Consider the following 13279-nt stretch of genomic DNA (forward strand, 5'->3'; position numbering starts at 1 on the left):
TACTACATTCTGCCCCCATTTTTTGTATGTTGAGCTATCTTTCAACACCTCTGGTCATGTACATCAACACATCCCTTTGATAAACCTGACCACTTAACTTATATTGAACGAGCGCTTAAGTCTAAATTCCTGCTTAAAGTAGAGTACGGCAATCTAGTGGTTTTTCTATGCAAGGACAAGCAAGCATTTGAAGAAGAGATGGAAAGGTTAGACAATTGGAGTTGATGATTGACAGTGTAAAGCTGAATTTATGTCATAGATTTCAACAGTTCTCCGCGGCTAGAGGAAAACCGTTAAAGCTGTTAAGCTGGCTGACAGTAGTGTAGTTGCTGAATCTCTGAACTAGGAGACAGTCCTGGAAATGAGTAATTTCTGAGATGAAAGCAATGCGATTATTATTTTTTGCTCTAGATCAAGAATCTACTGCTAAGTTTATTTTGGGCATTGCCAAAAGATGAATGATTTGGAAATTCATTTCAAATCATTCATCCTCCAATTCATTTTGCTATTGCGTATAGCTAAATCCCCAAACAAGTTTGAGTTTTTCAACTCTCTATTCTTTCAGACTATCCTTCAGGGCGTAGACGACCTGCTCCTGCTGCTCTGGGGTCAGTTCGGGGAACATGGGCAGCGATAGGACTTCGTGGCAAAGCTGCTCTGTGATGGGGAAAGAGCCAGGGCCATAGCCCAGCGGTTCGTAGACCTTTTGCAGATGCAGCGGCAATGGGTAGTAAATCATCGAGCTAACGCCCTGCTGCTGCATAGACTGCCGGACGCGATCGCGGTATTCCCCGCCTACAGTTCCCGCAGGCAGCGGCGACAGGCGAATCGTGTACTGATGCCAGACGGGTTTGCCGCCAGGAACTGGCAACGGCGGAATCACACCCGGAATCGGGCGGAGCAGTTCTGTATAGCGAGCGGCGATCGCCCGTCGTTGCTCATTCCAGGTTTCCAGATACCGCAGCTTCACCTGCAAAATAGTGGCCTGCACCGCATCCAGGCGGCTAGTGAGGCCGATCTCGTCGTGATAGTAGCGCGTGCGGCTGCCGTGTTCTCGCAGGGCACGGATGCGGGCGGCGATCGCCGGATCGCTCGTCGTCACCGCGCCCCCATCGCCGCAGGCTCCCAGGTTTTTGGTCGGAAAAAAGCTAAAGCAGCCGATGTGCCCAATGCTGCCTACTCGCTGGCCATTCCACTCGGCCCCGGCCGCTTGGGCGCTGTCTTCGATGACGATGAGATTGTGGGCTTGGGCGATCGCCATCAGCCGCGTCATGTCCACGGGCTGCCCAAACAGATGCACCGGAATAATCGCCTTGGTGCGGGGCGTGATCGCCGCTTCGACCTGCGCCAGATCCAGGTTAAACGTGGCCGGGTCAATATCCACAAAGACGGGCGTTGCCTGGGCCTGACTAATGGTTTCTGCCGACGCGATGAAGGTAAACGGCGTGGTGATTACCTCATCTCCCGCGCCGATGTCATACGCCCGCAGCGCCAGATACAGCGCGTCTGTCCCCGAATTGCAGGCGATCGCCTCTGATGTGCCAATATACGCCGCAAACGCCTGCTCAAACTGCTGCACTCGCGGCCCGTTGATATATTGTCCCGAAGCCAGCACCGCCAGCACCGCTTCATTGACCTCAGCACTAATGGTCTGAAATTGCTGTGTTAGATCCAGAGGGGGAATCGCGCTCACTCGCTTACACCAAGAATTGATAGAGATGGACTAGCATTCAGCCTCTATCTTCCCGTAAGTTCACGGCTGCGAGATCCCCAGATAGGGCAGTTCTTGCAATTGCCAGGTGCCAGTGCGTTTCTTAAAGAAAACTTCCAAACCCTACCGCTAAAAGCGATCGCCCCGCACACCCGCTCATCCAGAGAAAATGCTAGGCTGTCTGAGCCATTTTGCACCAAGGCTTTGCTATGAACCTTCATGTTCCAGAAGATGCCCTGACTTTAGCCCTCATCCTGGGGGCGATCGCCCTCGCACTGCCCCTACTGGGCTGGCTGCTGCGCGTCGCCGGGTCGCTAATTAGCAGCGCCATCTCGATTTTGATCCTGCTGTTTTTGGTGAAGCTGGTATTTGGGCTAAACCCTGACCAGTTGTGGTATCAGGCCAGTCATGCTGTGCAAAAGCTGATATCCTCCATCGGCTGATCAGCAGCCTGGGGAAGAGGGGAGGGAAAAGAACGAAGAGGGAAGAGGGAAGAGGGAAGAACGAAGAACGAAGAACGAAGAGGGAAGAGGGAAGAACGAAGAACGAAGAGGGAAGAGGGAAGCCTCTATTGGCTGATCAGCGACATCAATCAGATTCAGAGCTAGAGGAACGTGCCTGCCCCAGGCTTTTTTATGCTTTATGAGCGCTGGGAATCCTGGCATCTCTTAGCAGGACGATCCGAAATCCCCAATCCAAAATCTAAAATCCAAAATCCTAAAATCCCCAATCTAAAATCTAAAATCGACATGGGCACTCTTGGGGGGCGATCGCGTGGCGCGGCAGCGGCTGGACGCACAACTGGTAGAACTAGGGCTGTGCGAGTCGCGGCAGCAGGCACAACGGCTGATCCGGGCTGGCGAAGTGCGGGTCAACCAGCAGGTGATCGACAAACCGGGCACGGAAATTGACCCAACTGCTCAGATCGATGTCAAAGCGCGATCGCCCTTCGTTTCTCGCGGCGGCGAAAAGCTAGCCAAGGCGCTGGCCGACTTTCAAGTCCCCGTCGCGGGGCGCGTGTGTTTGGATGGCGGCATCTCCACCGGCGGCTTCACCGACTGCCTGCTGCAAGCGGGCGCGGCACGAGTCTATGGCATCGACGTGGGTTATGGCCAGGTGGCCTGGAGCATTCGCCAAGACGAGCGCGTGGTGCTGCGCGAGCGCACCAACCTGCGCCACCTCGCGCCCGCCGACCTCTACGGCCCAGGCGATCCACATCCCGATTTGGGCGTTGTGGACGTATCCTTCATTTCTTTGACCAAAGTGCTACCGGCGCTGTGGAACCTGCTGGAGCCACCCCGCGACGTAATTTTGCTGGTGAAGCCCCAGTTTGAGGTGGGCAAGGAAAAAATTGGCAAAAAGGGCGTGGTGCGAGAGGCGGCGGATCAGGCAGGGGCGATCGCCCAGGTGTTGACCGCTGCCCAGACTCTCGGCTGGCGCTACGCCAATCTCACTTGGTCGCCCCTCGTTGGCCCCGCAGGCAACCTGGAATACCTGCTCTGGCTCAACCTGGACAGCACCGAATCGCCCCCCGATACCCCCGCCCTCAAAGCACTGACGCAAGCTGCACACTCTGCATTGAGGAACTAGGAATCAGCAGGCAGGTTCCAAGAATTAGACAACAAACGAATGCCGCCCAAAATCCCTAATCCAAAATCCCCAATCCAACATCTAAAATCACTCGCCCACTCCTGACCCAAAGACTGGTTTTCACCCCCAAAATAGCCCGATAAACCGCACCTCTAGACGCTTTCAAAACCCTGAGCAATCCGCGATGATCAATAACGTAAGGTCGTGGTCAAGCGAATCGAGTCACTGAAATGAAGAAATTTTTTGCTCAGCCGTTTTATGGGTTGCTTCGCAAGCTGGTTGCCAACCCCAAATACCGCTGGTGGATCGTCGGCGCATCGCTGATTTATCTCATCAGCCCCTTCGACTTTTCCCCAGACATGATCCCGTTCCTGGGTCAAATTGACGATGCATTGCTGATTACGCTGGTTGCAACGGAACTATCTCAGGCGGTGCTGCAATACAAGGCTAAAAAACAGCAAGAGCCGACCGAAGCGGAAGCGTAACCTAGCTGTAAAGTCAGGAATTGGGCAGTTTTTCTCTCCCAATTCCTGAAGCTCAATGGGTCGATGAATGTGTCACTGTTTACTGAGACATTTTACTGAATCCTCACACCCGAAAGCGCCTAGTTGATGGCGCTTTTTTGTTAGCACAATCCGCTCTAGAACACACTGACTCGAAAAACTTCAGTGCGTTACGTTGACGCTAGTGCATCCTACAAAGCTAGTGCATCCTACAAAGACTTGCCAATCATTAGGGTTATTTACGCTAGTGAACTAGGTCATTCCGAAATGCATGAACAACCATTTGCACGCGATCATTCACGCCGAACTTGTTAAAGATATTGCGAACGTGAACCTTGACAGTATTCTGGCTGAGGTGCAGTCGTTTGGCAATTTCAGAGGTGCGGCACCCATCGACAATAAGCTGTAGTACCTCTTGTTCGCGGATGGAAAGGACACTAGAGGCTCGGCGACGGGCTTGCTTGACCGGGAGAAACGCAAGCTTTAGGTTGGGCTTTGCAAGCGGAGACGGGCTGATTGGTTGCATAGAAGAACACCTGCTCTTGAGGAAATCTTGTAGCCAAAGCTGACCAAAAGCAAAACCAGAATTCAGCGATCTAGCGCGGTGTTGCTTTAAGACAGCACGAACCTTGGAAACGGCATCAGCGGGTCATGGTTGAGTATGAGCAAGAATCGCAAGAATTGACGGAGCGTTTTTGTATATCAACCGTTCGATATTTTTCGTGGTGCAAATCGAACGCTCGATATGAAAACTGAAACATACAGACGCACTCCTCCGAGAACGTGGTGAGCGGGGGTTAACGAATCGTGCAAGCCTCCCCAGACGATGGGGACAGGGGAAGATGCCAGGATTTCCAGGAAGCGAACCAGATTTGACGCGCGGCGCAATCTAAAGGCGGCGCTCAGGCAAGCACTTAATCGCTGAGGCAGGGGCATTCGACCCTAAACCAATGCAGCGCCTTTGCACCTCGTGAGATCCGCAGACATCCATCAAACTCCTGTCTCCCAAGGGGGGCGCGTACTTTACCCTGCAAGCAAATACCACCCTGCAAGCAAATACTGTCCCAACTTCTTAAAAGCTTTTTCACTTGAAACCCAGCCGCCCTGTCGCAGCCCGCACAGGCAAGATCCAGGTCAGGGCGATTGCCAAGACAATTTATATCGAACAGGAGTTATAAAATCAATATAGGCGCATTGTTTCAATTTGTCACGCCCTTTTTTGAAAAAATTCCAGCAGATTGCAGACAGCCAGATTCAGCCCCAGGCTCCACAAACGCCCGCTGTTTCTATGAATGCGTCAAGGTCGCTTAGTTGCGCTCGTCCTGACTCAGCAGGGCGGTGGCATCCAGATCTTTGCCGAGCTTTTCTTCCAGGGTTTGCTTCAGGGCGTGGCAGGGGGATGCAGCAGATGGCTCACTCGGGGTGGCTTGCTTAGAGGCGAGGTAGGCTTGCAGCATTTCACCCAGCAGCGCGGCCTGGCGCGGGATCGACGTGCGATCGCCCACGTACAGTCGTCGCAGCAACAGTCCATCTACAAAATTGCCCAAAAAGCGCACCAGTTCGATGTCGTCAATGCCGAGACAGTGCATCATGCCCTGCTCCGTGCCCTCCACCGAGCTTTGCAAGGTTTCATTGCAATTCACCTCTTCTAGGCTGAGCTGGCGGGCAAAGTCCAGCATCATCAGCGTTTGGTGCTGAAAGTATTCTTCGCGCTCCGCCAATAGCTCAAACCCCACCCTGAGCCGCTCTGCAACGCTCTCTAGGTGGGCAGTGCGGGACATAAACTCGAAGGAGTCCTGTTCGCAAACAAAACCCACAAGCTGCTCGAACAGACTTTCCTTGCTAGGAAAGTAGTGATAAAGCGTGCCCGTAGAAACGCCAATGCGCTGAGCGATTTGCCGCATGGTGACTGCGTTGTAGCCCTTTTCTGCAATCACCTCAAAACACTTGCTCAGCAACTCTTTGCGATATTCTTCGTGGTCAACAATCTTTGGCATTGACTAAAGTGGGGGATTCAAAACCAGGCTTTTTGTATATCAAGCGTTCGATATAGTTATCATAGTCCTTTAGCGGCTTGGTCTATCTCATTCAAGCCATCAACGGACTTGGAGGCTTACGGAAGAAAAGCCCGGCGATCGCAACTCGACGTGGCTTCGGTAAAAGATTCATGTGATAAGCCTAGCGCGATTAGCCAGAAGCACAAAGCAGGAAGTCAGAACAAAAATCAGAATAAAAAACGATTGACATCGATTATCGCCCTATCCTGCTGGTTAAAAACTGGCTGAGGCTGAGCTAAATAAAAGCATCGAGCAGTTTTCGCCGCGCCGCTGCCGATTTCTGCCCAATGTTCTGAGTTTTTGATTGCGCTGAGGTTTAGTTGGGGAGGCGATCGCACCGTTCTCGATCATGCTGACAGATAAACGCCTGGTATGCTTCCCGCTCGGTGTTTTTTGGGACTTGCGGTGCAGGATTGCAAAAATCGGGTGGAGTTTTGCCAGGGGCGATCGCTAAAGTAGGCAAGTGAGTCAAAATTTTGGCTTAGCTTTTTGGCAATGAACACACTCCAACCCCATCAAATCCCGGTCGCTGGATCGGTCGCAGGAGACGACCTGGACGACTATCAGCGCATTGCAGCGGCGATCGCCTTTTTGCGGGCGCACCGAGTTGAGCAGCCCGACCTGGCCGCCGTAGCCCAGCATCTCCACCTCAGCGAATCCCATGTGCAGCGGCTATTTACTCGCTGGGCAGGCATCAGCCCCAAGCGGTTCTTGCAATATCTGACGGTGGAATATGCCAAGTCCAAAATTGCGGAAACTGCGAGCCTGCTGGACTTGAGCCTGGAAGCGGGGCTGTCGAGTCCGGGGCGGCTGCATGACCTGTTTGTGTCGCTGGAGGCGATGTCGCCCGGAGAATACAAGGCCGGCGGCGCAGGGCTGGAAATCGTCTACGGCATTCACCCGACGCGGTTTGGACGGGCGCTGGTGGCGATGACCCCACGGGGCCTGTGCAATCTGCTGTTTTTGGATGGGTTGGATGCTGCTGAGTCTGCTGGGGAAGCGGAACTGCGACGGCTTTGGCCAAACGCTGCGCTGCGCCACAACCCGACCGCGACCCAGACCGTGGGCGATCGCCTGTTGAACCCGCTCGACAACCCCAAGCCCATCAGCCTGTGGGTTAAAGGCACCAATTTTCAGATTCAGGTGTGGCGATCGCTGCTCCAGCTTCCCCCCGGCAGCCTGGCCACCTATCGGCAAATCGCCCAGCACCTCGGTCGCCCCACCGCCAGCCGCGCCGTCGGCAACGCCATCGGCAGCAACCCCGTAGCGCTGCTGATTCCCTGCCACCGCGTCATCCGCGAGTCGGGCGAGCTGGGCGGCTATCGCTGGGGGCTGCCGCGCAAGTCGGCTTTGCTAAGCTGGGAAGCTGGCCGAGTTGATGCTAATTAGGACAGACGCAGCCGATATTCCAGCCCTTGCCCTGCCAATTTACACCTGGAATAAAGGAATAAAATTAAGGAATTGCATGAGTCATGAATCTCGCTGGCTCAGGATTGTGCAAAACTATGCACAACAGCGGGCAACCGGCTCTGCAATCCAGGGGTTCAGGGGGCGATCGCCCCGTGCTTGCTTTCCCCAACGCACTCCAGACCCTCAGGACGCTCCATCCAATGTCCTCTTCTGACGCTGCCTTCGAGTTCAAGCCCATTGATCTGGCAAAACACCATCAGGTGTGTGTGCAGTTCAGGGCGGATGCATTTGTGTGCAGCTTTGGGTCGGCGGAGCGGTTTTACGAGCCAAATGGAGCCGGGGCCGTGCAGTATTTGCGGTGGCTAGAGCGGCGGATTGCGGAGTTGCCCAATGGTTGCGTGCATTTGTGGAAATCCGGGCAAATTATCGGGCAAATCGAGCTAGGCTGCTGGAAGCGCGATGCCAGCGTGGGCTATGTGAATTTGTTTTACCTGGCTCCAGAGTACCGAGGGCAAGGGCTGGGGGCGCAGCTGGATGAATATGCGACTCAGTTCTTTGGACAGCACGGCTATGGGCGGGCCCGCCTCAGCGCCAGTCCGACCAACCTGGCGGCGATCGCCTTCTACCAAAAGCGCGGCTGGGTCGATCTGGGGCAGCGCCGCGACATGCCAGACACCCATTATTTTGAAAAGGTTTACTGAGAAGGGTTACTAAAACGGCGAATAACGGTATTCCGAGACACCTTTTCGTTAGGCTAGAGGGTGCGACTTAATCTCTTCTTAACCCGTCGCAACCCGAGGAACTGCCGTGGCCGTCAAGTCAAACCTGCTGAGACCGAATCGCCTGCCAATGCCGGGGCTGCATCGGCTGCGGGCCTATCGCCGCGACTGGCTGCGGGGCGATGTGCTGGCTGGCGTAACGGTGGCGGCGTATCTGATTCCCCAGTGCATGGCCTATGGCGAACTGGCGGGCGTGGGGCCGGTGGCGGGGCTGTGGGCGATTTTGCCACCGATGCTGATTTATGCTGTTTTGGGGTCGTCGCCCCAGCTTTCGGTCGGGCCGGAATCCACCACCGCCGTAATGACCGCAGCGGCGATCGCCCCTCTATTAGCCAGCTCGCCCCAGAGCTATCCTACCCTGGCGGCCCTGCTGGCGCTGCTGGTGGGGCTAGTGTGCATAGCAGGGTCGCTACTGCGGCTGGGCTTTTTGGCCAACCTGCTCTCCAAACCGATTTTGATTGGCTACATGGCCGGCGTGGCGCTGATCATGATCGGCGGGCAGTTGGGCAAAATCAGCGGCGTGGCCATCCAGTCGGACAACGTGTTTGGCCAGTTTGGCGAATTTTTCAGCCAGCTTGACCAAATTCATCGACCCACGTTTCTCCTGTCGCTGCTGGTGCTGGCGTTTTTATTTGGCATCCAGCGGCGGTGGCGCACGGCTCCGGGGCCGCTGCTGGCGGTGCTGCTGGCGACAACGGCGGTGGCGCTGCTGGATTTAGAGCGACAGGGCCTGGCCGTGGTGGGCGAAATTCCCGCCGGATTGCCGCATCTGGCGCTGCCCCTGGCCAGCCTGTCGGAACTGCCTGCGCTGTTGGCGGCGGCGGTGGGCATTGCAGTGGTGGGCTATTCGGACAACGTGCTGACGGCCCGCGCCTTTGCCACGCGCAACGGCTACGAAGTTAACGCAAATCAGGAATTGCTGGCGCTGGGCGCGGCCAACCTGGGCACAGGGCTGATGCAGGGCTTCCCCGTCAGCAGCAGCGGCAGCCGCACGGTGATTGGCGATTCCCTGGGCAGCAAGTCGCAGTTGTTTTCGCTGGTGTCCTTCGGAGTCGTCATTGTCGTACTCCTATTTTTGCAGCCGCTGCTGGCGCTGTTTCCCAAGGCAGCGCTGGGGGCGATCGTGATTTATGCCGCCACCAAGCTGATTGAAATTCCCGAACTGAAGCGGCTGAGGCGGTTTCGCCAGAGCGAGTTTTTGCTGGCGATCGCCACTTTATTCGGCGTATTGCTCACGGATATCCTGGTGGGCGTGGCGATCGCCGTGGGGCTGTCGGTGATCGATCTGTTTGCCCGCATCACGCGGCCCCACGATGCCGTTTTGGGAACCGTGCCCGATGTGCCTGGCCTGCACGACATCGACGACTGGCCCGGCGCAGTCACGATTCCCGGTTTGGTCATCTACCGCTACGATGCGCCGCTCTGCTTTGCCAATGCCGAGGATTTCAAGCAGCGGGCCCTGGGGGCGATCGCCGCAGAACACGCTCCCGTCGAGTGGTTTGTGCTGAATACCGAGGCGATCGTTGAAATCGACATCACCGCTGCCGATATGCTCTCGGAATTTTGCGATGAGCTAGCCAGCCGCCACATCACCTTTGCCCTGGCGCGGGTGAAGCAAGACCTCTACGCCCAACTGCGGCGAGCGGGGCTGCTAGAGAAAATCGGAACCGACCAGATTTACCTGACGCTGCACACGGCGATCGCCGGATTTGAGGGCAGAAAGAGCCGCTAGTCCGCAGGATGCTGTCATTTACATCGAGTTACAGAAATTTGGAGAAATTTTGGGGTTTGATACTTGCGTTCTACGAGAGTTTGGTCTATCGTATCTGGCACTGGAACGAATTCTCTGAGTTCCAGTAGAGGTTGTCCGGTTCAGGGTGAAGGCGCTGATTAGCCGTGTAAGGGCACGAACTAACCAGCTAACCTAACTCCTGTCGGGGCAGGAGCCAGGCTTTGATGATTATCATTCGCCTCGCAAGTGCTGACAAGTGGTTGGGAAACCGCCACACCCTGAGCCTTTCCCTCCCATCGGATGCCTTTCCGGTGGGCGATCTGTTTGTTTCCCAAACCCGTTTCTAATCACAAGCGAGGAAAAAACCATGTCTCCCGAACGCAACGACGGGCTGCACGCGCAGCCGCCCATTTCCGCTGCGGATTTTTCTGCAAGTTCTACAAGTTCCGCGGCAAGCGCCACTGACCGCGCAACTGCCAGCGTTTCTGCAAACCCGCCCATGTCCGAATCCCAAGGCGGCGGGGGCGGCGGCGCGGCTCCTCGGCCTTCCTTGGATGAGCGCCCGCAGATCTGGATCATCGGCACCCGCGACCAAGTGATTCACCTGATGAACGAGTTCTACGTAAAAAAGATCGCGAACGATCGGGTAAAATTCACGCCCATCGTACCCGCGCCCTTTGCTAAAGATAAGTTCATGACGGTGCTGGTGCGCTAGGCGGCAAATGGGGGGTGACGGGGGCAAGAGCGTCCGAGCCTGCTCCCTCGCCCTTCTTGATCAGAGCAATAGGAGCAGAACCGGGTCTTGCAGAATTCGTGACTCTTGCTAGCGCCTCCCATCGGAATACCAGACTCAATGCGTCGTATTCAGGCTTTGTTCTAGGCGGCGGCTGCCCCAGGACATGGCATAGCATAGCACCCAGAAAATCAGCCCAATAAACAAATACACCTCGGCGTAGCGCCCGATGAACTGCGGGTTTGCCAAAATGGCGCGGCTAATGCCCAATAGCTCAAACAGACCGATGATTAGCAGCAGCGTCGTGTCTTGCAGCAAGCTGATGAATAGACCCACGATTGCCGGAATCGACACCTTGAGCGCCTGCGGCAGGATAATCAGCCCCAGCGTCAGCGGCGTGCTGAGTCCCAGGGCGCGGGAGGCTTCGGTTTGTCCGCGAGGGATCGATTGCAGCCCGCCGCGAATCGTTTCCGCCAGATAGGCCGCCGTGAACAGCGTGAGACCGATGATGGCGCGAATCACCAGATTCAGCCGGATGTTGCCCGGAATAAACAGCGGCACCATGACTGAGGCAAAAAACAAAATTGACAGCAGCGGCAGCCCGCGCACCAGCTCGATGTAGGCCGTAGACAGCCAGCGGATGACGGGCAGCGTGCTTTGGCGACCCAGCGCCAGCAAAATGCCCAGCGGAAACGACAGCAAGATGCTAATCACCGACACAAACACCGTCAGCAGCATCCCGCCCCAGTCGTTGATATTCACCGGGCGCAGCCCGAAGCCCCCCAGCAGCAGCCATAGCGCAATCGGCAGGGCGATCGCCCAGGCCAGCGCCAGCCACTTGCCAAAACCGGGGACCTTGCTGCCAATCTGCCAGCCCACCCAGGCGCTCGCGGCAACCACCAGCACAACGCCCAAAATCAGCAGGCGATAGAGGGGCGGCGTGGGAAAAATGACGGCAATCAGCGCGGCGATCGCCAACCCAATCAGCACCGGACGGCTAAACAGGCGCGGAGCCGTCTTTGCCAAAATGCCCCAGGTCTGCCCCGCCAGTGCCGCCAGCAGCGCCACCAACACCCAGACCCGCCAATACTGACTCGCCGGAAAGCGCCCCACAAAATACAGCGGCAGGTTTGCCGGAATCACCTGCCACTGGGCCAGCGAAAAGGCCCAGCGCACGAAATTAATCACTGTGCTGCCCAAAAGCCACACCAGCAAAATGGTGAGGATGCCGTTGAACCAGCTATTAAACAGGTTCTTCCGCATCCAGGCGACAGGGCCGATCTGGGCGATGGGTGGGGGGGAAGCAGAGGCGGGGGGGTAGCTGGTGGTCATGGTCTAGAACTTGGGAGTAAGAAAGGGAGTTTTGGCGATCGCCTTCTAAATCAGATACCAGGGACATCAGGCGCAGCGGCTAGCGCTCCTTAAGCTGGACAGCGCGGTTGAGCAGGTTCATCAGCGTCGTGATCACCAAGTTGATGATGAGATACACCGCCATTAGGATGAGAATCATCTCAACAGCCCGTCCCGTCTGGTTTTGCGTGGTTTGAAAGGTAGAGAAAAAGTCGGGATAGCCGATGGCCAGCGCTAGGGTCGAGTTTTTGGCCAGGTTTTGGTACTGGCTATTGAGGGAGGGGATAATCACCCGCAAGGCCTGGGGCAAGACGACAAGCTGCATCGCCAGCCCAGTATGCAGCCCCAAGGCGCGGGCAGCTTCCCACTGTCCTTTCGACACCGACTGGATGCCTGCTCGAACGATCTCCGCAATGAACGCGCCCGTGTAAAACGACAGCCCAGCCAGCACAGCGGCGTATTCCAACGAAATTCGCAAGCCGCCGGTGATAGCGTTGTTTTCGCCCAGGGTCGGCGTTTCCCACTCCATGCCAAACAGCAGGACGAGCAGACCGGCGATCGCCAGCCCAATCAGCATCCACTGCTGCGTTTTGCCCGACGCGCCAACGGTTTCCATCAGATGAACCCGCCAGCGCCAGACAAAGAAAGCGGCGATCGCCCCCAGCACAACCCCCAGCAGCGCCAGCCAGTCGCCCGTGGAGTTGGCCGGCCAGGGAATAAACAGCCCGGCTTTGTTGATGAAGCCCTTGCCCAGCAGCGGAGTCGGCGGGTCGTTGAGGCTACGCTGCGGCGCAAGGCTGTAGAACACCACAAAAATCCAGAAAAAAAGCTGGAGTAGCAGCGGCACGTTCCGCACAATTTCCACATAAAACACGTTGAGCTTACGCAACAGCCAGTTGTCAGAGAAACTGGCGATTCCTGCCAGCACCCCAATCACCGTCGCCAGCACAAAGCCCACCAAAATCAGCCGCAGCGTGTTCAAAAAACCCACCACCAGCGCCCACCAGTAGCGATCGTTGGTCTGATAAGGCACGATGGTTTCGCCAATGTTGAAGCCAGCTTGGTTTCTTAGGAACCCAAAGTCAAACTGCCGCCCCAACTGCGCCAGGTTGCGAAACATATTGCCAAGCAGGATCGACCCGATTAGCACTACAACACCCAGCACAACCAACTGGATAATGATTCGCCAGACCCGGTCGTCTCGCCAAAAGGGAATCTTTTCGGTGCCGTCAGAAGAGTGCGTCATGCCGACCTGCTCTGTTTCTGGAAATTCGGAGAAAATACGCGAGGAAATGCGCTTGAGAAACTACGTCATCAAATGGGCTGACCGGAGCGTCTATCAATTCTCCTAAGTGGCGCTACGAATGAAATTGCCAGCAGCCCCGCAGCCCCTTAGCTGGCAATCCAAAATCGC

The 13279-nt window shown here is 56.1% G+C and carries 13 protein-coding genes; 8 read left to right on the top strand and 5 right to left on the bottom strand.

Features of this window, described 5'->3' with window-relative positions; translation table 11 throughout:
* Positions 1 to 553 precede the first annotated feature (553 nt).
* Complete coding sequence (locus tag IGS16_RS13120; RefSeq protein ID WP_297086089.1) at positions 554 to 1693, bottom strand: DegT/DnrJ/EryC1/StrS aminotransferase family protein; 1140 nt, start codon at positions 1691 to 1693, stop codon at positions 554 to 556.
* Positions 1694 to 1920: 227 nt separating this feature from the next.
* Between IGS16_RS13120 and IGS16_RS13125 the strand changes: the two genes are divergently transcribed.
* The 3 genes from IGS16_RS13125 to IGS16_RS13135 all read left to right on the top strand — a co-directional run bounded on the left by IGS16_RS13125 (position 1921) and on the right by IGS16_RS13135 (position 3786).
* Entirely contained in the window at positions 1921 to 2154 is a 234-nt protein-coding gene (locus tag IGS16_RS13125) for a hypothetical protein (protein ID WP_297086091.1), read from the top strand.
* A 331-nt stretch (positions 2155 to 2485) separates the two neighbouring features.
* Complete coding sequence (locus tag IGS16_RS13130; RefSeq protein ID WP_297086228.1) at positions 2486 to 3301, top strand: TlyA family RNA methyltransferase; 816 nt, start codon at positions 2486 to 2488, stop codon at positions 3299 to 3301.
* A gap of 230 nt (positions 3302 to 3531) precedes the next feature.
* Positions 3532 to 3786, top strand: a complete 255-nt coding sequence (locus tag IGS16_RS13135; protein WP_084782171.1) for a YkvA family protein — start codon at positions 3532 to 3534, stop codon at positions 3784 to 3786.
* Positions 3787 to 4048: 262 nt separating this feature from the next.
* On the opposite strand, the gene IGS16_RS13140 is transcribed toward IGS16_RS13135, so the two are convergent.
* Positions 4049 to 4330, bottom strand: coding sequence for a response regulator transcription factor (locus IGS16_RS13140; protein WP_084782168.1), 282 nt, complete (start codon positions 4328 to 4330; stop codon positions 4049 to 4051).
* 781 nt (positions 4331 to 5111) lie between these two features.
* The gene (locus IGS16_RS13145) at positions 5112 to 5801 is read right to left on the bottom strand and encodes a TetR/AcrR family transcriptional regulator (protein WP_068508344.1); all 690 of its coding nucleotides are present in this window, start codon (positions 5799 to 5801) and stop codon (positions 5112 to 5114) included.
* A gap of 555 nt (positions 5802 to 6356) precedes the next feature.
* Here IGS16_RS13145 and IGS16_RS13150 point away from each other — a divergent pair.
* The 5 genes from IGS16_RS13150 to IGS16_RS13170 all read left to right on the top strand — a co-directional run bounded on the left by IGS16_RS13150 (position 6357) and on the right by IGS16_RS13170 (position 10497).
* Entirely contained in the window at positions 6357 to 7250 is an 894-nt protein-coding gene (locus tag IGS16_RS13150) for a methylated-DNA--[protein]-cysteine S-methyltransferase (RefSeq protein WP_297086095.1), read from the top strand.
* A 221-nt stretch (positions 7251 to 7471) separates the two neighbouring features.
* Positions 7472 to 7972: an N-acetyltransferase gene (locus IGS16_RS13155; RefSeq protein ID WP_297086097.1), complete on the top strand. Its 501-nt coding sequence runs from the start codon at positions 7472 to 7474 to the stop codon at positions 7970 to 7972.
* A gap of 148 nt (positions 7973 to 8120) precedes the next feature.
* Positions 8121 to 9782, top strand: a complete 1662-nt coding sequence (locus IGS16_RS13160) for a SulP family inorganic anion transporter (protein WP_367185792.1) — start codon at positions 8121 to 8123, stop codon at positions 9780 to 9782.
* A 224-nt stretch (positions 9783 to 10006) separates the two neighbouring features.
* Positions 10007 to 10129 carry a hypothetical protein gene (locus IGS16_RS13165; protein WP_297086100.1) on the top strand — a complete coding sequence of 41 codons (123 nt, stop codon included), beginning with the start codon at positions 10007 to 10009 and terminating at the stop codon, positions 10127 to 10129.
* Positions 10130 to 10149: 20 nt separating this feature from the next.
* A complete protein-coding gene (locus IGS16_RS13170; RefSeq protein WP_297086101.1) occupies positions 10150 to 10497 on the top strand; it encodes a hypothetical protein in 348 nt (115 codons plus the stop codon).
* A gap of 135 nt (positions 10498 to 10632) precedes the next feature.
* Here the strand turns inward: IGS16_RS13170 and IGS16_RS13175 are convergent, their stop codons facing one another.
* Positions 10633 to 11847, bottom strand: coding sequence for an amino acid ABC transporter permease (locus tag IGS16_RS13175; protein WP_297086102.1), 1215 nt, complete (start codon positions 11845 to 11847; stop codon positions 10633 to 10635).
* A 79-nt stretch (positions 11848 to 11926) separates the two neighbouring features.
* Positions 11927 to 13111, bottom strand: a complete 1185-nt coding sequence (locus tag IGS16_RS13180) for an ABC transporter permease subunit (RefSeq protein WP_297086103.1) — start codon at positions 13109 to 13111, stop codon at positions 11927 to 11929.
* Positions 13112 to 13279 lie beyond the last annotated feature (168 nt).

It is taken from the genome of Thermoleptolyngbya sp. C42_A2020_037, from assembly GCF_015272455.1.
Lineage (GTDB): Bacteria > Cyanobacteriota > Cyanobacteriia > Elainellales > Elainellaceae > Thermoleptolyngbya.

What these genes read in the sequence shown, in the direction of transcription:
- IGS16_RS13125 (WP_297086091.1), top strand. Translation starts at nt 1,921, where the DNA reads ATGAACCTTCATGTTCCAGAAGATGCCCTGACTTTAGCCCTCATCCTG.
- IGS16_RS13135 (WP_084782171.1), top strand. Translation starts at nt 3,532, where the DNA reads ATGAAGAAATTTTTTGCTCAGCCGTTTTATGGGTTGCTTCGCAAGCTG.
- IGS16_RS13140 (WP_084782168.1), bottom strand. Translation starts at nt 4,330, where the DNA reads ATGCAACCAATCAGCCCGTCTCCGCTTGCAAAGCCCAACCTAAAGCTT.
- IGS16_RS13145 (WP_068508344.1), bottom strand. Translation starts at nt 5,801, where the DNA reads ATGCCAAAGATTGTTGACCACGAAGAATATCGCAAAGAGTTGCTGAGC.
- IGS16_RS13150 (WP_297086095.1), top strand. Translation starts at nt 6,357, where the DNA reads ATGAACACACTCCAACCCCATCAAATCCCGGTCGCTGGATCGGTCGCA.
- IGS16_RS13155 (WP_297086097.1), top strand. Translation starts at nt 7,472, where the DNA reads ATGTCCTCTTCTGACGCTGCCTTCGAGTTCAAGCCCATTGATCTGGCA.
- IGS16_RS13160 (WP_367185792.1), top strand. Translation starts at nt 8,121, where the DNA reads ATGCCGGGGCTGCATCGGCTGCGGGCCTATCGCCGCGACTGGCTGCGG.
- IGS16_RS13165 (WP_297086100.1), top strand. Translation starts at nt 10,007, where the DNA reads ATGATTATCATTCGCCTCGCAAGTGCTGACAAGTGGTTGGGAAACCGC.
- IGS16_RS13170 (WP_297086101.1), top strand. Translation starts at nt 10,150, where the DNA reads ATGTCTCCCGAACGCAACGACGGGCTGCACGCGCAGCCGCCCATTTCC.
- IGS16_RS13175 (WP_297086102.1), bottom strand. Translation starts at nt 11,847, where the DNA reads ATGACCACCAGCTACCCCCCCGCCTCTGCTTCCCCCCCACCCATCGCC.
- IGS16_RS13180 (WP_297086103.1), bottom strand. Translation starts at nt 13,111, where the DNA reads ATGACGCACTCTTCTGACGGCACCGAAAAGATTCCCTTTTGGCGAGAC.